Annotated in this window: 23 protein-coding genes; 2 read left to right on the forward strand and 21 right to left on the reverse strand. The window is 34.6% G+C overall.

What is annotated here, in order from left to right; genetic code table 11:
- Positions 1-593, reverse strand: a 593-nt coding sequence (locus LQU93_RS04615) for a site-specific DNA-methyltransferase (protein ID WP_268250044.1), incomplete at its 3' end; no start/stop codon positions are given.
- 91 nt (positions 594-684) lie between these two features.
- Here LQU93_RS04615 and LQU93_RS04620 point away from each other — a divergent pair.
- Positions 685-1695, forward strand: a complete 1011-nt coding sequence (locus LQU93_RS04620) for an AI-2E family transporter (RefSeq protein ID WP_229932716.1) — start codon at positions 685-687, stop codon at positions 1693-1695.
- Between the two features lie 105 nt (positions 1696-1800).
- Here LQU93_RS04620 and LQU93_RS04625 read toward each other — a convergent pair whose 3' ends face one another.
- The 11 genes from LQU93_RS04625 to LQU93_RS04675 form a co-directional block, all read right to left on the reverse strand.
- A complete protein-coding gene (locus tag LQU93_RS04625; protein WP_229932717.1) occupies positions 1801-2637 on the reverse strand; it encodes a hypothetical protein in 837 nt (278 codons plus the stop codon).
- Positions 2634-2948: a flagellar motor switch protein FliN gene (gene fliN / locus LQU93_RS04630; protein WP_229932718.1), complete on the reverse strand. Its 315-nt coding sequence runs from the start codon at positions 2946-2948 to the stop codon at positions 2634-2636. The genes LQU93_RS04625 and fliN overlap by 4 nt, the downstream gene beginning before the upstream one ends.
- The gene (locus tag LQU93_RS04635) at positions 2945-3364 is read right to left on the reverse strand and encodes a chemotaxis protein CheX (protein WP_229932719.1); all 420 of its coding nucleotides are present in this window, start codon (positions 3362-3364) and stop codon (positions 2945-2947) included. The genes fliN and LQU93_RS04635 overlap by 4 nt, the downstream gene beginning before the upstream one ends.
- Positions 3365-3430: 66 nt before the next feature.
- Positions 3431-4180, reverse strand: a complete 750-nt coding sequence (trpA, locus tag LQU93_RS04640; protein ID WP_229932720.1) for a tryptophan synthase subunit alpha — start codon at positions 4178-4180, stop codon at positions 3431-3433.
- Positions 4173-5354 carry a tryptophan synthase subunit beta gene (trpB, locus tag LQU93_RS04645; protein ID WP_229932721.1) on the reverse strand — a complete coding sequence of 394 codons (1182 nt, stop codon included), beginning with the start codon at positions 5352-5354 and terminating at the stop codon, positions 4173-4175. Before trpB ends, trpA begins: the two co-directional genes overlap by 8 nt.
- Before the next feature lie 59 nt (positions 5355-5413).
- The gene (locus LQU93_RS04650) at positions 5414-7096 is read right to left on the reverse strand and encodes a DUF2326 domain-containing protein (protein WP_229932831.1); all 1683 of its coding nucleotides are present in this window, start codon (positions 7094-7096) and stop codon (positions 5414-5416) included.
- Complete coding sequence (locus tag LQU93_RS04655; RefSeq protein ID WP_229932722.1) at positions 7068-7295, reverse strand: ABC-three component system middle component 6; 228 nt, start codon at positions 7293-7295, stop codon at positions 7068-7070. The genes LQU93_RS04650 and LQU93_RS04655 overlap by 29 nt, the downstream gene beginning before the upstream one ends.
- Complete coding sequence (locus tag LQU93_RS04660) at positions 7285-8280, reverse strand: SMEK domain-containing protein (protein WP_229932723.1); 996 nt, start codon at positions 8278-8280, stop codon at positions 7285-7287. The genes LQU93_RS04655 and LQU93_RS04660 overlap by 11 nt, the downstream gene beginning before the upstream one ends.
- A gap of 78 nt (positions 8281-8358) precedes the next feature.
- Complete coding sequence (locus LQU93_RS04665) at positions 8359-9363, reverse strand: phosphoribosylanthranilate isomerase (RefSeq protein WP_229932724.1); 1005 nt, start codon at positions 9361-9363, stop codon at positions 8359-8361.
- A 6-nt stretch (positions 9364-9369) separates the two neighbouring features.
- Positions 9370-10965 carry an anthranilate phosphoribosyltransferase gene (gene trpD / locus LQU93_RS04670; protein WP_229932725.1) on the reverse strand — a complete coding sequence of 532 codons (1596 nt, stop codon included), beginning with the start codon at positions 10963-10965 and terminating at the stop codon, positions 9370-9372.
- Positions 10966-10969: 4 nt separating this feature from the next.
- On the reverse strand, positions 10970-12247 hold the full coding sequence (locus LQU93_RS04675; protein ID WP_229932726.1) for an anthranilate synthase component I family protein: 1278 nt from the start codon (positions 12245-12247) through the stop codon (positions 10970-10972).
- Positions 12248-12378: 131 nt separating this feature from the next.
- On the opposite strand from LQU93_RS04675, the gene LQU93_RS04680 reads away from it, so the two are divergent.
- Positions 12379-13122 carry a sulfite exporter TauE/SafE family protein gene (locus LQU93_RS04680; protein ID WP_229932727.1) on the forward strand — a complete coding sequence of 248 codons (744 nt, stop codon included), beginning with the start codon at positions 12379-12381 and terminating at the stop codon, positions 13120-13122.
- A gap of 594 nt (positions 13123-13716) precedes the next feature.
- On the opposite strand, the gene LQU93_RS04685 is transcribed toward LQU93_RS04680, so the two are convergent.
- The 9 genes from LQU93_RS04685 to rlmB all read right to left on the reverse strand — a co-directional run bounded on the left by LQU93_RS04685 (position 13717) and on the right by rlmB (position 20603).
- Positions 13717-14655 carry an NAD(P)/FAD-dependent oxidoreductase gene (locus tag LQU93_RS04685; protein ID WP_229932728.1) on the reverse strand — a complete coding sequence of 313 codons (939 nt, stop codon included), beginning with the start codon at positions 14653-14655 and terminating at the stop codon, positions 13717-13719.
- A 10-nt stretch (positions 14656-14665) separates the two neighbouring features.
- The gene (locus LQU93_RS04690) at positions 14666-15046 is read right to left on the reverse strand and encodes a hypothetical protein (protein ID WP_229932729.1); all 381 of its coding nucleotides are present in this window, start codon (positions 15044-15046) and stop codon (positions 14666-14668) included.
- Positions 15047-15114: 68 nt separating this feature from the next.
- Entirely contained in the window at positions 15115-15429 is a 315-nt protein-coding gene (gene trxA / locus LQU93_RS04695; protein ID WP_229932730.1) for a thioredoxin, read from the reverse strand.
- A gap of 70 nt (positions 15430-15499) precedes the next feature.
- Entirely contained in the window at positions 15500-15841 is a 342-nt protein-coding gene (locus LQU93_RS04700; protein ID WP_229932832.1) for a YraN family protein, read from the reverse strand.
- A gap of 4 nt (positions 15842-15845) precedes the next feature.
- Complete coding sequence (locus LQU93_RS04705) at positions 15846-17117, reverse strand: homoserine dehydrogenase (protein WP_229932731.1); 1272 nt, start codon at positions 17115-17117, stop codon at positions 15846-15848.
- Positions 17114-18322, reverse strand: a complete 1209-nt coding sequence (locus LQU93_RS04710) for an LL-diaminopimelate aminotransferase (RefSeq protein ID WP_229932732.1) — start codon at positions 18320-18322, stop codon at positions 17114-17116. The genes LQU93_RS04705 and LQU93_RS04710 overlap by 4 nt, the downstream gene beginning before the upstream one ends.
- A 10-nt stretch (positions 18323-18332) precedes the next feature.
- Complete coding sequence (locus tag LQU93_RS04715; RefSeq protein WP_229932733.1) at positions 18333-18944, reverse strand: hypothetical protein; 612 nt, start codon at positions 18942-18944, stop codon at positions 18333-18335.
- A complete protein-coding gene (locus tag LQU93_RS04720) occupies positions 18938-19930 on the reverse strand; it encodes a helix-turn-helix domain-containing protein (RefSeq protein ID WP_229932734.1) in 993 nt (330 codons plus the stop codon). Before LQU93_RS04720 ends, LQU93_RS04715 begins: the two co-directional genes overlap by 7 nt.
- Entirely contained in the window at positions 19923-20603 is a 681-nt protein-coding gene (gene rlmB / locus LQU93_RS04725; RefSeq protein WP_229932735.1) for a 23S rRNA (guanosine(2251)-2'-O)-methyltransferase RlmB, read from the reverse strand. The genes LQU93_RS04720 and rlmB overlap by 8 nt, the downstream gene beginning before the upstream one ends.
- Positions 20604-20657 lie beyond the last annotated feature (54 nt).

Below are 20657 nucleotides of genomic sequence, written 5' to 3' on the forward strand. Positions count from 1 at the left end.
CTGAGTTCCTGAGTTCCTGAGTTCCTGAGTTCCTGAGTTCCTGAGTTCCTGAGTTCCTGAGTTCCTGAGTTCCTGAGTTCCTGAGTTCCTGAGTTCCTGAGTTCCTGAGTTCCTGAGTTGGCTTTGTTGTCTAAGCAACTTAAATCATCGCTTAAAAGCTCAAAATTTGTTAAAATTTTAGGGCTAAAAAGCACGTCTATATCGGACTTTGCTAAAACTTCGTTAAAAAATACTTCTTTTGTTTTATCGTCGTCTTTTGTCTGTGCGCCCTTTATCACGCCGTCTTTATAGGCGAAATTTAACACTACATCGGTTTGGTTATTTAAAAATCGCCTACTTTTATCCGCCAAACCTATCTTAGAAGCATACGCCGTGTAGCTACCGCCCAAAATTCTAAGCTCCAAAAAGCTTAAAAATTTAGCCTGATTAAACACAAAAGCACCGCTTATCTCATCAAAAAATCGCTCTTTGTAATCACTATCATTAAGCAAAAAAGCTAAAATTCTAACATCATTTGACAATGCTAAATTTCTCACATTTAACAATGTACCAAACTCATTTACAATCTTTTCCAAAAGTAAATTTTCTTTCATTTGCCCTCCTAAAATTTGTATAATTATATAAATTTTAGACTGAATTTTAAGGCATTTTAAGATAAAATCTAGATTTTACAAAAGGAAAATTTTGAAAAACAATCTTTTTATCATCTATATCGCTAGTTTTGTATTAGTCGCGGCTGGATTAAAGGCGGCTAGTGCCGTTGTGTTGCCATTTTTAATAGCCATATTTTTAGCCATCATCGTATCACCGCTAATTGACAAGCTAGTAGTGATTAAAATCCCAAGAATTTTGGCTTTTTTAATTGTTGTAGGTGCGATATTTACCTCACTTGGACTAATTGGAAGCGTTGTGATAAAGACCATAAATGGGCTTCTTACGCATTTGCCAGAGTTGCAAGTAAAATTTAAAGCATTTAGCGATGAACTTGCAATTTACGCACTAAATTACAATTTAGACGTCACGCCATTTATGCAAAGCGATCTAGATCCAAATAAGATTTTTAGCACACTAACTGCATTTTTAAAAGGTAGCACAGAGATCGTTGGTAAAGGGTTTTTTATATTTTTACTTGTTACTTTTATGCTTTTTGAAAAGCATATATTTGTGCAAAAAGTTGAGTATTTTGAGACAAAAAACCCACAAACCAAAGGCATGGTAGATACATTTACATCAAACCTAAAACGCTACTTAGCTATAAAATTTCTAGCTTCAATCGCCACTGGTATGATTGTTTTTATCGGACTTGAGATAATTGGCGTAGCATATGCACCGCTATGGGGCGTGGTGGCATTTGTGCTAAATTTCATCCCTACTATTGGTTCGGTTGTGGCAGCACTGCCGGCACTTTTGGTTGCCATATTGCTTAATGATATCAGTACCGCTTTTTATACATTTGTGCTATATGTAGTAGTAAATATCACCATTGGCAATTTTATAGAGCCAAAATTTCTAGGCAAAGGACTTGGTATTAGCACTCTTGTTGTGCTACTTAGCTTGTTATTTTGGGGGTATTTGTTTGGATTAGGTGGAGCATTTTTAGCCATACCGCTTACCATGAGCTTAAAAATTGCTCTTGATGCAAACCCAAATACAAAATTTATAGCGGTTTTACTAAGCGACAAGGTAGAGAAATAACGCATTTAGTAATTTAATGGCATGGCTTGGTTTTAAATAGTGTCTAACCATCATCGCACAATCAAACAAATTTATTGTGCGTATTGTGTGAATTTATAGTGTTATTTAGGCATTTGTAAGCTTGTTTTTATAATTATCCAAGCTACTTTGTCTATCCTGCAAATAATTGCCTAGACGCTTTTTATTCTCTTCAAAAAAGACGGCAAAATCCTCTTCATTTTGGATCTTATCCTCTCCAAATCTATCCAAAAGCACATTTGAAGCACCGGTTAAAACTAAATATTTTTGATTATTATAATCTAATAAAACCACTTTATTTTGTCTGTCCAAATATCGCTCTTGTAAAACATTTATCTTGCCTTCGCTGCCCTTAATAAGCCACGAAAATGCACTAGAGCTAGACGCATTTTGCTGTTTTTGCGATGATATATATTTTTTAATCATATACAAAAGTAAAAGCAAAGTAAGCAACGCACCAAGCACGATAAAATATCTAGAATCAACTAAACTCTCATCAGAATTTACGGTCTCATTTTGCCCTAGCTTAACACTAGCCTTTGGCATATTTGCCATTTGTTCTGGTGTATTTTTAAGCCCAACCCTTATACGCAAACCAAATCCATCAGATGTCTTTGATGCATTTAGTAAAATCGGCTCAGCTGAGTTTAAATCTATCACAAGAGAGCTTTGACGTGGCGTAATTTGAAGCGACTGAACGATGTTTGAGTTTATTTTCTGATTTATAGTTTGGGTAAAATTTAGTGAGTTTAGTACTAAAGAGGTGCGATTTTTATCGCGTTTTTGAAAGATATTGCCTTCATACGGTGCATCAAAACTAAGCATGACATCAACCCTATCATCACGCTCATAGACATTATAACTAAGTAAATTTGCACCAAAAATCTCGATAAAAAACAATACAAAAACAAGCAAAATTTTCATAAAAGCTCTTTTTTGAAGTATTGAATTACCGACTTTGAGTCCAAAATTTCATTGATACGAATCGCAAGATTTTTCTCATATACCATTACCTCGCCTTTTCCAAAAATGCGGCTATTGATGTATAATTCCACACTCTCTCCAGCTGGTTTTTCTAGGTCTATTACCGAACCAGTTTCAAATTTTAACAACTCCTTTATACTAATTGTTGTCGTACCAAGCTCAGCCGTAAAATCCACACTAATATCCATTAGCTCGTCATAGCTTTTAAACAAGCCAAATGGTGCTAAAATCTCGACTACTTCGTCATTCATGCCTTTTTATATCCTATTTGAAAGGTTCTATTTTTCATTTTATATAGTAATTTTTCATCTAGTTTTACGCTGAAATTTTTCACCTCTCCTAAAAATTCAGGCGTTCCCAACGCATACTCTCCACCCTCTGTTTCGCTTAAAAGTATCTTAGCCTTGCCAATAATTTGGTTTGCAATTTCACGGCTTAAATCATCTAAATCAGCATCCATTAGCTCATCTACACCCATTAAGGCTACAGCAAAATTCTTAAGCGTATCGTGCTTAAAAAATAGATAAAAATGATACTCTACGCCATTTGCATAAAGCGGAATACTCGAGCCATAAAATCCACTACCTAGGCTTTTAGCACTCACGACGTCAAATCCAAGCGTCTTAGTGCATAAAAATTTAACTGCACTATCTATAATAGCTCTCATCATCTCTCCTTTGCCAAATTTCACGATTTATCTATTATACTTTGTTTTTCTAAAATGCTTATAAAATTAATAAAGCTTCGCAATCTCGTTTATTAGTTCTTTGCCACTAAATTTATCCGTTAGTTCCACGATAGCAGTTCCAATGATAGCACCATCGGCGTAGCTTTTAACCTCATTTGCATCATCGCGATTTCTAACGCCAAAGCCAACGCAAACAGGCAGATCGGTAAAATTTTTAGCATTTTTTACAAGCTCTTTTAGACGCTCGGTACTTGCGCGTTTTGAGCCACTAACTCCTATCGCCCCCACCGCATAGACAAAGCCACTAGCACGGCTTAAAATCTCGCTAATACGCTCACCAGATGTAACGCTAATAAGCGGAATAAGAGCGAAATTTTCACTCTGGCAGATCGCAAAAACCTCCCCACTCTCTTCGCTTGGCAGATCAGGCACGATCATGCCACTTACGCCACACTCTTTGGCTTTTTTGATGAAATTTTCAATGCCGTAAGCAAAAACAAGGTTAAAATAGACCAAAAACACAATCGGCTTGTTAAATCGCCCCTTGCATTCGCTTAAAATTTCAAAGATACTATCGGTGTTTAGCCCACGTTGCGTGGCGCTAAAACTCGCTTTTGTGATGACTTTGCCATCTGCTAGTGGGTCTGAATACGGTATGCCAATCTCAAGCAGATCAAGGCAACTTGCGTCTAAATTTGCCAAAAATTCCTTCGTATGCTCAACGCTTGGATAGCCACCCACGATGTAGCCGATGTTTGCCTTTTTGCCGCTTAGTGCGTTTGAAATTTTATCCATAAATTTTGCCTTTTTCATAGTTCATAATCGTATCGATATCCTTATCGCCCCTGCCTGAGACATTTACGACGATGACGGACTTTGCCTTTAAATTTGGGCATAGCTTTTCAAGATATGCTAAGGCGTGAGAGCTTTCGATCGCTGGGATAATGCCCTCTAAGCGAGTTGTGAGTTTTAAAGCGTTTATACACTCATCGTCTGTTACTGGCTCGTATTTTACGCGTTTAATATCGTGCAAATGTGCATGCTCTGGTCCGATACCTGGGTAGTCAAGCCCTGCTGAGATACTATGCACCTCTTCTATCATGCCGTATTTATCCTGTAAAACGATAGTTTTCATGCCATGTATTATCCCCTCACGACCCTTCGTAAGCGTGGCGGCGTGATATGGCGTGCTAGCTCCAAGCCCAGCCGCTTCAATACCGATGAGATTTACGCTCTCATCGCTTAAAAACTCGTGAAAAATCCCAATCGCATTACTGCCGCCACCTACACAAGCGATGATGTAGTCAGCCTTTACGCCATGCTCTTTTAGCTGAGCTTTAGTCTCACGACCGATGATACTTTGAAAATCACGCACTATGAGCGGATATGGGTGCGGTCCAACGACTGAGCCGATGACATAAAATGTGCTTTCTATCTCATTTACCCAAGTCTGAATCGCCGCCGTAGTCGCTTCTTTTAGCGTTTTTAGTCCATCTTCTACGCTGATTAAATTTGCACCAAGTAGCTTCATACGATAGGCGTTTAGGCTCTGTCTAGCGATATCAACCGCGCCCATATACACATCGCACTCTAAGTCCAAAAGTGCCGCTGCTGTGGCTGTGGCTACGCCGTGCTGACCTGCACCAGTTTCGGCGATGATTTTTGTTTTACCCATTTTTTTAGCCAAAAGTGCCTGTGCTAGGGCGTTATTTATCTTATGAGCACCTGTGTGGTTTAGATCCTCTCGTTTTAGATAAATTTCGTGTCCATAGTGCTTACTTAGGCGTTTGGCGTGGTAAAGTGGGCTTGGACGACCGACATAGTTTTTAAGCAGATCATCAAGCTCGGCTTTAAACTCCGGCGTTTTTGCGATACTCTCATACGCCTTTTCAAGCTCAGCGAGTGCAAACATCGCAGTTTCTGGCACAAACTGCCCCCCAAATTTTCCAAAATATGCTTTTTTATTCATTATTTGCCTTTAAATTACAACTAATATATTTTTATATTTTACAAAATGTGCATTATTTTTTAATCAAACTTTTGTCCGAATAGCCAAGTATGCGGATCTTCACTAATTTGAAGTATCACTTTTGACTCTATCAATTTTTTATCTTCATCGCTCAATATACCGGTATCATCATTTAGTATTTCATTAAATGAAGCATCGCCTATATTTACAAAATATTGCAAATTGCCACTTTTTACCTGATCTAATATAATTTTAAAGATGGTGGCTTTTTGCCTTTTGTCCATTTCTGAAAATAACTCACCGTCATGAGCCAAAAAGCCCAAGATATCAGGATTTAACATGTAAAGCAGTATGTCATAGCAAAAGGTTTTGACATTTCCAATAGAAAAAGAGCCGTCTTTAGGAATTTCCGCGTCTATATTAAATAAATTTTTTGCATCATTGGTCATTGTGATTTTAAGAGATCCTCCATTGTTATTATAAAATTTTTTAACAATATCTCTAAATTTATTTTCTATGGTATCGAGCTTAAGCTTGTCATCTTCCATATATTTGACCGCATTCTTTTTGATTTCTGCTATTTTGTAATCGATATTAGTCTTATCTTTTTGAAAATTCTCCAAAGTTGCACTATAAATTTCTAAGTCTTTTTTTTCTTTTTCCAGTGTTAATATCCTATCTTTTAATGCATCTCGTTCTTCTAATGCGCCGCTATTTTTTAAATCTTTTAAGAGCTGATCCCTTTGATTTCCTATATCTTCCATATTGTCTTCCAAGCGTTTGAGTTCTTGGCGTATTTCATCTATTTCTACCGATATTCTATCTTTCCTACTCTTAGCCAATTGGTTGTGAAAATTTTGAGCCTCATCAAGCCTTTTTAATATCTTATCTTCAAAAAATATTTTAGCCTCATCATAGATCTTTTTTATCTCTTCTATGTCTATATTTATATTTTCAGATGTTGCTAAATTTGCCTTTTTTAGCGCCATACTTCTTTGTAGTTTATAAATTTCATTTCTAATGTTATTTAGATTTTCAGTCAGCCGATTCGCTCGTTCTTTTAACTCGCTATAGTTTTTAGCTACGACAAATTGATTTAAATTTTCTTGTATCCTTTGTATCTCATCCTCTATATCTTTGATGTTTTTCTTTGGTACTTGTTTTTCGTAGTTTTCTAGCTCTTTTTTGGCTGTCTTTAGACTATTTAACGCCTCTTTTAACTTATGGTTTTCCTCTTGTAATTTTATATCTATACCCAATAAAAACAGGTTAACAAGCCTTTGTCCGTAATCATTTTTATCCATATTTTGCTGTCTTAAGTAATCATAATATCCACTCCTTCTGGCAAAGCAGTTAAATACTTGTCTAAAAGAAATTTTATTAGAGTTGATTGTATTGCTGAAAATTTTATTTAGCTCATTTGCATAATTTGTCTTATTGTAATTTTTGTCATTAATAACCCATTTATTGTCTTTAAAATTTTTTTCTATAACGTAACCATTGTTATCATGAACAAAACTAAGCTTAAAAGTTCCATAGTCTTTTAAAAATTCTTGCATTTTTTGAGAAATACTTGCGTTTAACATATAATGAAGCATCTCTAACGATAGGCTTTTGCCTATACCGTTTACTGTATCTTTTTGCTCTTGATTTAATTGTTTACCTACGACTATATTTAGATCTTTATTGAAATTTAAAGTTTTAAATCTTGGATTATCGCAAATTAAGCTCAATAACGTCATTATCACTCCTTATTTTGCCGATTATAAATAAAAAATCTAGGCACAAAAGCATTTTTTCGATACCAAGTTCTTTGCAATATATTTCATTTAATTCTTTAATTAAGTCATCCGTATTAATACTACCATTCTTTAAGATTTTAAGTATATATGCCGATATGCTAATTATTGAATCAGCTGGTTTGACTATCTTAGTTGGCATTACCATTTTTTGCACCTATATCACAAATTTCAAAGAAATAGCTAATTATTATCCAAGTGATATTTGCTTCATTAAAATCTTTTATCTCAAAATAACTTGCGATTTCGCCATATAACTCGTAAAATATTTGATTAAAATCTAAAAATTTATGAAAATTATAATGTAACTCATCAATACTTTTCATGTTTATGTCGTCAATATTAATACTTTGGTTTTTAATATGTTTTAACAATATCTCCCTATATATTTTACGCACTACAAAGTCTTGCAAGTCAGACATCGTAGTATCACCATTAAGTCTTTCTATACTATCTCTATAATCTAACCCGCGTTTTATTTCAACACTTATTCTCTCATTTAGATTATTTATTTCTAGTTTTTTATTAACTTCTTTTGTATTGTTGAAATCATCTAAAAAATCAACATTCATCTTTCTGTATTGCCTTAAAATGTGCTGGGTAACTAAATTCAAAACCATCTCGGTTGTATAATTTTTTAAAATTCTACTGTCAAAAAAATTATAAATTTTATCTAGCCTTGCTTGCTCTAAATTGTTAATGTCTTTTAGCAAGTCTTTTGTATCTATTAGGCATTGCCCAACATCTATACCATACTTACTTTTCCACTCATTAAAACTACTATCGTTTGGGTTAGGTTTATCTAATAAATATAAGATTTTTACTTCAAAATTTGGCTTTATTTCTAGAATTTTAAGCGTGTTGTCTATTTTGGCTTTCGTCTTTGTTGAAGTAACTTGGATAAAAATTTTATTTTTTTCATCTCTTAAGTCTATATACTCTGCATTTTTGTTATTCATATTCGCATTGTCTAACTCATACCCATATATGGTATTTAGCATGTCTCTATAAAAGTTTTCTGAATACATATTAAGAGAATAGTCATTTATTGTCTGTCTATGCTCTATCTCATATCCGAGCAAAGCAAGCCCCTTAGCCACGCTATTTATTATTTCTTTCCTATTCATACATGCCCTTTAACTTGTTTATATTATACAAATCTTTTAATAATAAAGGCTTTAAAACAAACAAAAACACATCTATTATTAGAATAACAATTTCAAAATTCTCTCAATTTTACTCGGTACTTTTACTAAATTTTCATCTTCTACTTTGGAGTTTATGTCGATTAAAAATGGCTTAAGCTCCAAAGCTTGGGCGAAATTTTGCTCGCCTATGCCACCAGCCATACCAAAACTAAAAGGCTTTAAATCACGCAAAATTTCCCAGCTAAAACTAGTGCCATTTCCGCCCAAGCTCTCGCCCTTACAGTCATAAAGCACCATATCGCAAGGCTCATTAACACTTGGTAAAATTTTAGCTTCACTTTCCACGCTTACGGCTTTAAAAACTTTTACATCCATATCTTTTAAATTTGCATATAAATTTTGGCTTATCGTGCCGTGGATTTGTGCCACATCAAGCTCACAATACTCGCAAATCTCCATTATCTCGCAGTCACTTTGAACACCATAAGAAACACTGCTTTTTGACGTGGCTAAATTTTGAAGCGGTTCGTTTTTGCTTTCTTGCTCGTTTTTGTTTTGAAGTGGTGATTCTTGCCTTGATTTATCGCTATTTAGCGAGTTATACTCAATCATCTCAATCTCATCTGTCTCATAGCCATACGCAAAAGACATCAAAGGCTTTGAGTTTCTCGCATAACTTGAAAAACTAGCCAAGCCTTGCGAAGTTTGGGCTAAATTTTCATCTTTTTTCTCTCTATTTGCGTTACAGCTCTGTGTGTCGCTACTTGCAAACACACCAACGCATTTTACGCCGTATTTATGAGCTATACGTGAAATTTCACGAGCTGTTTGCATATTTACTTGACGTTTTGATTTTGCAAATATCACACCGATAAAGCCAATAGCGTTTGTAGTTGCAAGTGGCAAATTTTGGCTATTATTAAAATCAACTGAAGCTTTGTTGTCTAGGTTGCTAATTCCGCCTTTAAAAGAGTCAAATTTCACCCCCACTTCAAGCACCGCTCTTGCTTCATCAAGCGATTTTATTCCGCAAATTTTTACAAGCGTTTTTTGATCTCTCATCTAAATCTAACCAACATATTTTTTAAAATGCTCATAAACCCTGCCACTATCAATCGCTTCTAAAATCAGCTCCTTAGCGTCCATAGGGTTTTTTACAAAATCAGCCGTATATAGTGCAAACATTGCGTTTAGCACGACTATATCGCGTTTAGCACCGCACTCCTTGCCGCTTAAAATTCTCACCAAATCAGCCGCATTTTCTTCAGGAGTGCCGCCTTTTATCTCATCTTTCATCGCACGTTTAAAACCAAACTGCTCAGGCGTGATACTATACTCACTAATCACGCCATCTTTTAACTCAACAACGCGCGTCTCATCGCTTATACTTATCTCGTCCATCCCATCATTTCCACGCACAACCAAGGCGTGTTTTCGTCCTAAAATTTTAAGCGTTTGTGCATATAAGTTTAAAACTGGTTTATGATAAACGCCAACAAGTTGATATTTTAAGCTCAAATTTGGATGCAAAAGCGGACCAAGTATGTTAAAAACTGTCCTTATGCCAAGCTTTGCCCTAACCTCACGCACCTCGCCAACTAGTGGATGAAAAAATGGAGCGTGAAAAAATGCAAGATGCTTTTTGTCTAAAAGCTCTTTTTGTGCTGAAATTTCACCAACAAGCGGTACTTTAAACGCATCTAGCACATCTGAGCTACCACTCGCACTTGAAACAGCTCTATTGCCGTGTTTTGCGACCTTAACACCAAAACTACTAACGATAAAAGCAACAGCGGTTGAGATATTTATACTCTTAAATCCATCGCCACCAGTTCCGCAAACATCTATCATATCGCTCTCATCACGAAATGTGTTTGAATAAAATAAAATATTTTTTACAAAACTAGCCAAACTCTTTGCATACAAACTTTTTTCGCTTATTAGCACTAGCAATGCGGCAAGTTGTGCTATCTCATACTCTTTTGAAGCGATGATTTTGCAAATTTTTTCAAAATCCCTATCATCTAAAGGCGTATCTTCTTGAAGTTTGATTAAAAACTCTTTAAAATCAGGTTTTTGTGGCTCTTTTTGCTCTTGCGATGAGCTGATATTTAAGAAATTTTGTAAAATTTTCTTGCCATACTCACTAAAATAGCTCTCTGGATGAAACTGAATGCCATAAATATCGCGATTTTTAACTTTAAGTGCCTGCACAACACCATCTTCGCTAACGGCAAGACACTGTAAATTTTCACCAAGCTCATCAACATATAGCGAGTGATAACGCATGACCTCAAACTCGTTTGGAAGCTCGGCAAAAAGCTTACTATCTTGTGTTATTTTTATACGTGATGTCTTGCCATGAAGTGGCTTATCAAGCTGTTTTATACTCCCACCAAACACAAGACCTATCGCTTGATGCCCCAAACATATACCAAGCACTGGCACGTCAATATCAAAGCGTAAAATTTCAAGGCAAATACCGCTATCTTTTGGATGTTTTGGACCCGGACTAAGCACTATTTTACTAGGGTTTAACCGACGTATCTCATCAAGCGTTATTTTATCATTTCGCACACATAAAATTTCCTCGTCCGTAAGCTCTTGCAAATACTGTTTTACGTTAAAAACAAAACTATCATAATTATCTATAAGCAATATCATATTTTTACCTTATATTGTTTAAATTTTTACAATTATCCATAAAGACACGCATGACACTGCCGCGTTTATGGCAAATTTCTGCATATTCATTTTCTGCAATACTATCATAGACTATACCGGCACCAGATTGTATAAAGACATCATTTTCGCTACTATTTGTAACAAATATAGCCGAGCGTATGAGTATTGCCATTTGAACATCGCCATTAAAATGCAAAAACCCTATTCCACCACCATAGATATTTCGCTTAAATTTCTCAAGTTCGGCAATTATTTGCATAGCTCTTATCTTTGGAGTGCCACTTAGCGTCCCAGCTGGGAAAATTGCTCCAAGCACGTCAAATGCGTCATTTTGCGAATCCCTTACCCCATATACATCACTTACTATATGCATTACGCTTTGATACATCTGTATATGCATTGCGTTTTTGACTACGACTGAACGTGGCTTTGAGACGTGTCCTATATCATTTCGTGCTAAATCTATTAGCATTTTATGCTCTGCTAGCTCCTTCTCATCGCTTAAAAGCTCGTTTTTTAGGATCTCATCTGCATTTGCATCTATGCCACGAGATCTAGTTCCAGCTATTGGTGCGACAAATATTTTATCATCTCTCATCTCAAAAACAAGCTCAGGCGAACTACCAACAACATCACCATATGGTGTAGGAAAATGAAACATATATGGGCTTGGATTTAGTTTGGTTAATGCTTTATAAAAATGTAGCGAACTTAGATTTGTGCGTAATTTTAACTGTTCTGATACCACTACTTGAAACACATCACCTTTTGCAACATACTCTTTTGACACGGTTACAATATGTTTAAAATGCTCTTTTTCTTCATTCAAATTTGTTAAAATTTCATACCACTTTTCACTATCATCTTTTTTTTCTAGCTCGTCAGTTTTTAACATCTCATAATACTTGTCTCTATCTCCATAAAATGTGTAAATTTTACTCACTTTATCATAGTGCAAATATGCTTTTGCATTGGCATAGAAAAATTTTGGAAAGTCATATTGTTTGTTGTTGTTTAAATTTATATCTTCATAAAAATTAATGCCCTCATACGCAAATACACCAAAAAGCCCAGCAAATGGTGCTTCATATGATATATTGCAATTAAAATAAGCCCTAAGCTCGTCAAAGCTTCGCTCTTTTTCATCAATATAATCGCAATCTATTCCGATTATTGATTGAGTTTTATCCTCTGCAAGATAGCTATTTTTGTATCTTTGTTGTATCAATTCATAATAATATAGTGGTTCGTTTAAAAGCATTAAATTTCCTAATTTGTTTAAATTTCTTAATTATAGATAAAAAAGCTTTTAATGTCTTTGAAATTTCACTCGAAATTTCAAAATTTTAACTTATTGTGCTAAACTTATCCAAAAATTTTAAAGGATTTTGCATGGAGCTTGAGCTTTTTTATCTGCTTTTGCTTTGCATAGGGGTTGGAGTTGGGTTAATTTCAGGCTTTTTTGGCATCGGTGGTGGCACTTTTGTAGTTCCAGCTATGCTAATGCTAGGATTTGATGTCAAAAATGCAATTGGCATATCCATCATGCAAATGCTTTTTAGCTCATTTTTTGGCTCATATTTTAACTATAAAGCTGGTATGCTAAAGCTAAATAATGGCGTGATTATCGGTGTTGGCGGTGCTGTTGGTGCTAGTTTTAGCGGTTTTATCGTATCCGTAACTCCTGATATCATTTTAAAACTCATATTAATTGCCATTTTAATCCTATCCATTATAAAACTCTACATTAAACCAAAACAAGAAAGTATCATAACTCCATCGCGTTTTGTGCTATTTTTAGTTGGGGTTGGAGTTGGGGCGATTGCCATTAGTGTCGGAGTTGGCGGTGCTATTTTTATAACGCCTATACTCGTTGGATTTTTAGGATTTGACATTAAAAAAGCCTCTAGCTTAGGGCTGTTTTTTGTGATATTTAGCTCGTTTTCCGGATTTATATCAATGTCGTATAATGGACATATTCAGCATTTAGAGGGTTTTTTGGTTGGCATTGGCTCAATTTTGGGAGTATATTTTGGCACAAAACTAGCACACAAAACATACAAAGCAAAGCTTATAAATTGGTTTTTAGCCCTTTATGTGGTTAATACAATTATTTTAATTTATAAAATTTTCTAAAAACTATATAGTTTATGCCAAAACAAAACTCTAGCAAATAAAGCTTTGTCAAAAATATCACATCATAAGAAATCATGACTTAGTAATTCTTGCAAAATATCAAAATAAAGTAAATTCCAGTAAGAGTAGCACTTAAGCTATCATCTTGTAAAGAGCAAGGCGAAGTTAAAAACCACCCTCCCCAAAACACACCCATCATTTTAAATTTAAAAACCAAATTTAGATAAATTTTAAATACATTTTTTGCTTTGCTAACTTTTAAAATTACTTTATCTATAGCAATACTTTATTAAATATGTGCTAACATTTTTGAAAAGCCACAAATAAATAGAAGTAAAATTTGCTTAGACTTATGTAAGCAAAAGCCCTATAATCAAAAAGCTAATTAAATCTCATTACAATTAAGTTTTAGATGATTAAATTTTCAAAAAATTAAGCAAATTTAATAATTTTACGTTATTTTAAGTCAAAACATATGAAAAATTAGAAATTTATCTATCGATATCGTATAAATTTATGCCATAAGTGGCTACAGCTTGAGAAATCCAAGCTGTATGTTTTTTAATTTTAGCACGTTAAATAAACGTTTTAAAATTAATGTAGATTTTCTATATAACTTAATGCACTTAGTGCCGCTACGGCACCGTCAGCTGCTGCTGAAACGACTTGTTTTGGTGCTTCTGTGCGTATATCTCCAGCAGCAAACAATCCAGGCACACTTGTTTTCATTTTTAAATCAACCTTGACATTTTCGTTTGCATCCATTTCGCAAATAAATTTACCATCATCTTGTTTTAAAATAGCATTATTTACATTCAAACCTACAAATGTAAATATGCCAGGAACTTTCAAATCTCTCTCATCATCTTTTGTGTTTAGTATTAAACCATTTAATCCTGCGTTATCGCCATATGCCTCTTTGATGGTAGCTGGAGTAATAAACTCAATTTTTTCATTGTTTTTTGCTTTTTCAACTGTCACAGGAGCTGCTCTAAACTCATCGCGTCTATGTATCAAATATACTTTTGAAGCGATATTTGATAGATATATTGCCTCTTCTATAGCTGTATCACCTCCACCAAGCACTGCCACTTCTTTATTTCTGTAAAAAAATCCATCACATGTAGCACATGTGCTAACGCCACGACCAAAGAATTTATCCTCTCCTTCAAAACCAGCACGACGAGGAGTAGAGCCTGTGCATACTATAACAGCCTTTGCAACTTCTATCTCGCCATTATCTAGCTTGATATTAAAACTCTTATCTGCATTTTGACTTACTTGTGTAACAACTGCACGTTTGTGAATCAAACCAAAATGACTGCATTGCCCCCACCAAGTACTCATAAAATCAAAACCGCTCTCGCCAGGATTTTTTTGACCAGGATAGTTTTCTATCTCAGAACTAGACGTTATCTGTCCGCCTGGTTCGCCCATTTCAAACATAACAACATTTTTTAATCCACCGCGAGTAGCGTATAATCCAGCACTAAGTCCAGCTGGGCCACCACCTATAATTGCTAAATCTAACATGTTTTGTCCTTTAAATTTTATTTATTTTGCTATCTTGTTTATAGCGTCCATCGCCCTGTTTTACTATCTGCAAACTGCTTGGTATATGTGTTATATTAAATATACCCATAAGCTTTAAAATAGTATTTATATCGGATGTTATGTAGTTTACTGTATTGTTTGATTTAATCCTTTTTTGATGTAAATCAACAGCTAAAATTTTATGATCTTTTTGTAAAGAATTTAAAATTGTATAATTGTTTGGCTGATTTGAGCTAAATATAAAAAGCTCGTATCTATCATCATTTGGAATAAAAATCTCAGATTTTTCGTAAAAAATAAGCTCGTTAAAATCCACAAAATTATACTTTGAAAAACGATAATTATTATACGCAAAAACTGAAGCAATCATGATAGCTCCAAAAAACGAGCCAAAAATATAAGTAAGAGGGAGTAAGCTCCCTCTACTTCTTGTTTTCATTAAAGTAGTGAGTTTAACTTGTCTGTAAGTGCTTGTTTAGATTGAGCACCAACCATCTGATCTACTACTTCACCATTTTTGAAAAATAGTATAGTTGGAATAGAGCGAATGCCATACTCAACGGCTAAATCTTGCACTTCGTCTGTATTTACTTTAGCTATCACAGCCTTACCCTCAAACTCCTGTGCCAACTCATCGATAACAGGTGCCAACATACGACAAGGTCCACACCATGGAGCCCAAAAATCAACTAACGCAACACCCTCTTTTACTACATCAAAATTCTCTGATGTTACCTCAACATACTTTCCCATACTTTCTCCTTAATTTTTAAGATTTTGTAATTATACAAAGCAAAACTTAATATAAAATAAATAATAATTTTTATAAACTAATATTTCTTATCAATTCTATTTTATTCTTATTTATCACCAATAAACTTATCTCAAAGTCCGCATCAGTGCGATTTTTTAACATATAAAATTCAATCGTTTTTAAAATTTTAGCATATTTTGCATTCGTTAATCTATAACTAGCATCAAGATCTGTATTTGTAGCTTTTACCTCAATAAAACACAAAATTCCATCCCTGTCGTATGCAACTATATCTATCTCGCCAAATCTAGAATGAAAATTTCTACAAACTATTTTATATCCGCTATTTTTTAAAAATTTAATTGCCCTATCTTCGCTAGAAATTCCAAACAAATACTGAGCAAGCCCCATGTGATTACTCTTCAATTCTTATCATAAAAGGCTCACTTTTGATAAATTCTTGCTCTTTTAATAACCCCAAAACTCTCGACACATCTTTTTCGTATGCCATGTGTGTAGTAAAAAACAGAGTTGCTGGGCTTTGCGTATCGGCACTAATGCGTGGTTTTTGCAAGAAACTATCAATTGAAAGATTGTTTTCGCTCATTAAATTTGTAATTTTTGCAAGAACTCCAAGTTTATCTTGAACATTTAAGCGAATGTAGTATTTAGTGCATATATCATTTGGATTAATTAGCTTAATTGGCGTCGTTTCAAGTGGCGATTTGTATCCTAGCATTGGAGAGTTAATATCGCGTGCAATATCAACAAGATCGCTAATTACGGCACTTGCAGTAGCTGATCCGCCAGCTCCAGCTCCATAAAACATCGTCTCACCAACCGCATCACCAACTACGCTTATCGCATTCATTACGCCATCTACATTTGACAGCATTTTATCTTTTAAAACAAGCGTTGGATGAACCCTTAGCTCAACCTCTTCATTTACCTTTTTTGCAATTCCAAGTAATTTTATAGTGTAGTCAAAATCATTTGCAAAAAATATGTCAGCCTTATTGATTCTCTCAATGCCTTCAACTATAATCTCTTCTGGTTTTGCATTTACTCCATATGCAATACTAGCTAATATTAAAAGTTTGTGAGCCGCATCAAATCCACCGATATCAAAAGCTGGATCTGCCTCAGCATATCCAAGTTCTTGAGCTTTTTTTAAAGCATCATCAAAACCACTGCCACCTTTCATCATAGAAGTCAGTATATAGTTGCATGTTCCATTCATTATCCCTGTGATTGAACGGATATTGTTTGCACTTAAGCCTTCACGTAAGCTTTTTATCACCGGAATACCACCTGCAACACTTGCTTCATATCCAAATGGCGTCTTACCAGCTAGACTCTCAAGCTCATATCTGTGATATGCCAAAAGTGCCTTGTTTGCCGTTACGACTGGTTTTTTGCGCTTTAAAATTTCACTAACTATGCGATATGGTCTATCTATACCACCCATTAATTCAACATAAACATCTATGTCATCTCGTTTTAATACCGTCTCCATATCATCAGTAATTGGCATTTTAATATCACGCTTTTTTAAAGTATTTCTCACAACTCCAATTACTGGTCTTATCTCTTTTCCTGCACGAGCCGAGATTAGTTTTTGATTTGTTTCTAAAATTTTAACTACTTGCTCTCCAACGGTTCCAACACCAAGTATAGCTACATTCATTGCATCTCTTTTAAAAATTTCTTTATGTTTCTTGAGGCTTGACGTATTCGATTTTCATTTTCAATTAGAGCTATTCTTACATAATCATTGCCGGTCTCTCCAAATCCAATACCAGGACTTACCGCTACACATGCCTTTGTCAAAAGTTGTTTAGAAAATTCAAGACTACCCATATGTGCCGCTTCTTTTGGAAGTCTTGCCCACACAAACATACTAGCCTGTGGCTTACCCATATCCCATCCAGCTTGAGACATTGCATCAAGCAATACATCTCTGCGTTTTTCATAAATTTTAGTTTGCATATCTACGCAACCCTGATCGCCATCTAGCGCTATCGTCGCTGCAACTTGTATTGGCGTAAACATGCCATAATCAAGCCATGATTTTATCTTTTTTAAAGCCGAACACAGTCTTTTATTGCCACAAACAAACCCTACGCGCCAACCAGCCATATTGTAGCTTTTTGATAAAGTGTAACATTCAACCGCTACATCTTTAGCACCATCCACTTCAAAAATACTAGGCGTCTTGTAGCCGTCAAATGTCAAATCAGCATAGGCAATATCTGAAATAATATAAAAACGCTCTTTTTTAGATAGTGCGACTAAACGCTCATAAAAGCTTTTTTGAACGGTTACGGTAGTTGGATTATGTGGGAAATTTACAACAACAAATTTTGGCTTTGGAGAGCAATATTTCATGGTATTTACTAAATCTTGGAAAAATCTATTTTCATCTAGCTCAAAATTTTCATTATACACAAGTGGCATCTTCGCGACATTTCCACCAGCTAGTAAAAACGCCTGAGTGTGTATAGGATATGCTGGATCTGGCACGACAGCTACATCACCATGATTTGTGATAGCTTGAACCAAATGCACAAACCCCTCTTTGCTACCCATTGTTGCAACAGCTTCGGTATCTGGATCTAAATTTACGCCATATTTTCTTTTATACCAGTTACATATAGCTAGACGAAGCTTATATATTCCAGCGCTTGCAGAATAACCATGTGTTTTGTCTTTTTGTGCACTATCGCACAACTTATCAACAATATGTTGTGGCGTTCGACCTTCTGGATTGCCCATTGAAAAATCAATTATATCATCACCATTTCTACGTGCAGCCATTTTTATGGCATTTACTTCAGCAAATACATAATTTGGCAATCTTTCAATTGTATTAAACCTAATCTCATCAAACATTCAAAGCTCCTTATTTATAGCTTAATTTTACTCCGCCTCTTATATTGTTAATATCTACAGCATCATCTATAAAAGCATAATATTCATTTGCCTGTATATTTATTGTTATAAAATCAGAAACGTTTTCATTTTTTATAACTCTAATTTGGTTTAAATATCTATCATAAATGCGTATATCTGCAACCCATTCACTGGCTTGATTTGGGCGGACGGTAACGCTATTTGCACCTTTTAATGATATAATGTAAGGCGTAGTTGTTTTTTGTAATACAATCTCTGAATTAAAGTCGATTTTGGCGGTATTTAACCTGACATTTTTTATATCTAAAACTATACTAAAATTTTCGTTATTATTTTCATATTGCAATACTTTAAGACCATTTAGTAAAAGAGACGAACTTAATCTGTCATAATCATAATCTAAAATTTCAACCTCATAAGAGTAAGGCTCATTTGCTTGATATTCGTTGATGCCTCTTATAAAAGCACCTGAGTTTTCTATACTTGTATTTATGGCTTTAGTTAAAAGTATTGGCGAACTTGTCTTGTCGGTGTAAAATTTTATCACTTCGGCATTTGCAAAATATACAAAAAACACAAATATTGTTAGGCATCTTACCATGATTTGCCACCATTAAGTGACACAAACTCATCATAAGTAAGCAATCTAATTTCGCCACCACTTACTATAAACCTAGCAGCACGAGATCCATCAAAGCTTTTTGTGCCACTATCAGTGTGTAGCACAACATTGCCATTACCGCATATCACCAGATACTCTCCGCTCATATCTAGTTCATACTCTTTTGATGTTGTTAAAGATTTTTTTGCTTTTGTTTTTAAATCTATAACTCCAAGCCAAACATTTGATTTTGGTAAAATTTTAGCTTTGCTTGTTTTTGCCACTAACTCACCTAGGCTACTTGTAGTAGCATCAACAGATATCTGATCTTTTTGTGTTGTTTTTTCACTCTGATTTTTATCCATGTCTTGCATAGATTCATCGCTTAATTTTATTTGTGGTGTTTGTAAGATAGCAGATGTATTATTATCATTTGATTTTGTTGGTATTGTTATTGATATACTTACGTTTGTATCAAAATCGCTTTGTATATCGATATTGGAAATATTTTTTTCATTTATCAAAATATTTTTACTAAGCTCTTTTATGGTCGCATTATCAGAATAATTTACACTCATATTTTTATCATCAAAAAACGAAGGAATTTTTTCTATATAATTATGTGCTTCAAAATAGTATGCCGCCACAGCAAAACCAGCTATAAGCACAAGCCACAACAACCAACCAGCAAAACCACCAGAAAGTGTAGTAGGCGAACCAGTGTAGGATTTTATTTTTGGAGTTATTGTTGTTCTTTTGATGTCTTTAAGCTGATACTCCTTGCAAAACTCATCAAATTCATTCTGCCATTCGCTTAAGTCTAAGCCGTATTCGCGTTGCAAAATTTTAATATATCCATGTACATTTATTCGAACTAGTTTTTCAAAATCCTTGTTTATTATGCACTCTAAATATTCAGGACCTATATGTGTCTTACGCGATACTTCCTTAATGCCAACTTCTTTTAATATATTTAAATCATTCATTTACTATCCTATTGCATATTATTGCGAATGCCGCACTGACATTTAGAGAGTCAAAGTTATTTTTTAGTTTTATACCGATACACGCATCGCATTTTTTAATCGCTTTTGCTGGTATCCCGTCACCTTCGCTTCCCATTATCAACGCTACTTTATTATTAAATTTCATCTCATTTATATTTTTGCCACCATTTGCACTTGCATAAACACTAAAGCCAACTTGCTTAAGCTCATTTATCAACGTAAGCCCATCATCAAATAACGCAATAGGCATTTCATAGGCTGCACCACTACTAGCACGAAGCACACCCTCTACATTTAAGCTCTTGCCAATAACCACGATGGCTTCGCAACCAAGTGCGTATGCACTTCTGACAATGGCTCCAATGTTGCCAACATCACTTATCTCATACAAAAGTGCTATAAATTTTAACTTTTTTATATCATTTATATTAGCAAATTCATACTTGCCAACCTTAGCCAAAAAACCCTGATGATTGCCACCACGTGCTAACGACTGAGCCTTTTGATTATCTATGCGAATTATCTTTGCACCAGCACCACAAATTTTATTAAATAATGCTTTATCGCACTCCTTTGACAAATAGATCTCTTCTATCTTTTTTGGATGTCTTTCTAGCACATGTAAAAATAGTTGTTTTCCATATATTATCATGCTTGAGATGATAGCTAAAATCAAGTAAAATTTTACTTATTTAACTAAAATTTA

Source organism: Campylobacter majalis (assembly GCF_905120465.1).
GTDB lineage: Bacteria > Campylobacterota > Campylobacteria > Campylobacterales > Campylobacteraceae > Campylobacter_A > Campylobacter_A majalis.

Coding starts and splice junctions, on each gene's coding strand:
- LQU93_RS04650 (WP_229932831.1), bottom strand. CDS start 7,096: ATGACGTTATTGAGCTTAATTTGCGATAATCCAAGATTTAAAACTTTA.
- LQU93_RS04720 (WP_229932734.1), bottom strand. CDS start 19,930: ATGAATGATTTAAATATATTAAAAGAAGTTGGCATTAAGGAAGTATCG.
- LQU93_RS04635 (WP_229932719.1), bottom strand. CDS start 3,364: ATGAGAGCTATTATAGATAGTGCAGTTAAATTTTTATGCACTAAGACG.
- LQU93_RS04665 (WP_229932724.1), bottom strand. CDS start 9,363: ATGAGAGATCAAAAAACGCTTGTAAAAATTTGCGGAATAAAATCGCTT.
- trpB (WP_229932721.1), bottom strand. CDS start 5,354: ATGAATAAAAAAGCATATTTTGGAAAATTTGGGGGGCAGTTTGTGCCA.
- LQU93_RS04705 (WP_229932731.1), bottom strand. CDS start 17,117: ATGAATGTAGCTATACTTGGTGTTGGAACCGTTGGAGAGCAAGTAGTT.
- trpA (WP_229932720.1), bottom strand. CDS start 4,180: ATGGATAAAATTTCAAACGCACTAAGCGGCAAAAAGGCAAACATCGGC.
- LQU93_RS04710 (WP_229932732.1), bottom strand. CDS start 18,322: ATGTTTGATGAGATTAGGTTTAATACAATTGAAAGATTGCCAAATTAT.
- rlmB (WP_229932735.1), bottom strand. CDS start 20,603: ATGATAATATATGGAAAACAACTATTTTTACATGTGCTAGAAAGACAT.
- LQU93_RS04625 (WP_229932717.1), bottom strand. CDS start 2,637: ATGAAAATTTTGCTTGTTTTTGTATTGTTTTTTATCGAGATTTTTGGT.
- fliN (WP_229932718.1), bottom strand. CDS start 2,948: ATGAATGACGAAGTAGTCGAGATTTTAGCACCATTTGGCTTGTTTAAA.
- LQU93_RS04685 (WP_229932728.1), bottom strand. CDS start 14,655: ATGTTAGATTTAGCAATTATAGGTGGTGGCCCAGCTGGACTTAGTGCT.
- LQU93_RS04660 (WP_229932723.1), bottom strand. CDS start 8,280: ATGAATAGGAAAGAAATAATAAATAGCGTGGCTAAGGGGCTTGCTTTG.
- LQU93_RS04700 (WP_229932832.1), bottom strand. CDS start 15,841: ATGGGGCTTGCTCAGTATTTGTTTGGAATTTCTAGCGAAGATAGGGCA.
- LQU93_RS04690 (WP_229932729.1), bottom strand. CDS start 15,046: ATGATTGCTTCAGTTTTTGCGTATAATAATTATCGTTTTTCAAAGTAT.
- trpD (WP_229932725.1), bottom strand. CDS start 10,965: ATGATATTGCTTATAGATAATTATGATAGTTTTGTTTTTAACGTAAAA.
- LQU93_RS04675 (WP_229932726.1), bottom strand. CDS start 12,247: ATGCTTTTAAACGAACCACTATATTATTATGAATTGATACAACAAAGA.
- LQU93_RS04715 (WP_229932733.1), bottom strand. CDS start 18,944: ATGGTAAGATGCCTAACAATATTTGTGTTTTTTGTATATTTTGCAAAT.
- trxA (WP_229932730.1), bottom strand. CDS start 15,429: ATGGGAAAGTATGTTGAGGTAACATCAGAGAATTTTGATGTAGTAAAA.
- LQU93_RS04655 (WP_229932722.1), bottom strand. CDS start 7,295: ATGCCAACTAAGATAGTCAAACCAGCTGATTCAATAATTAGCATATCG.
- LQU93_RS04680 (WP_229932727.1), top strand. CDS start 12,379: ATGGAGCTTGAGCTTTTTTATCTGCTTTTGCTTTGCATAGGGGTTGGA.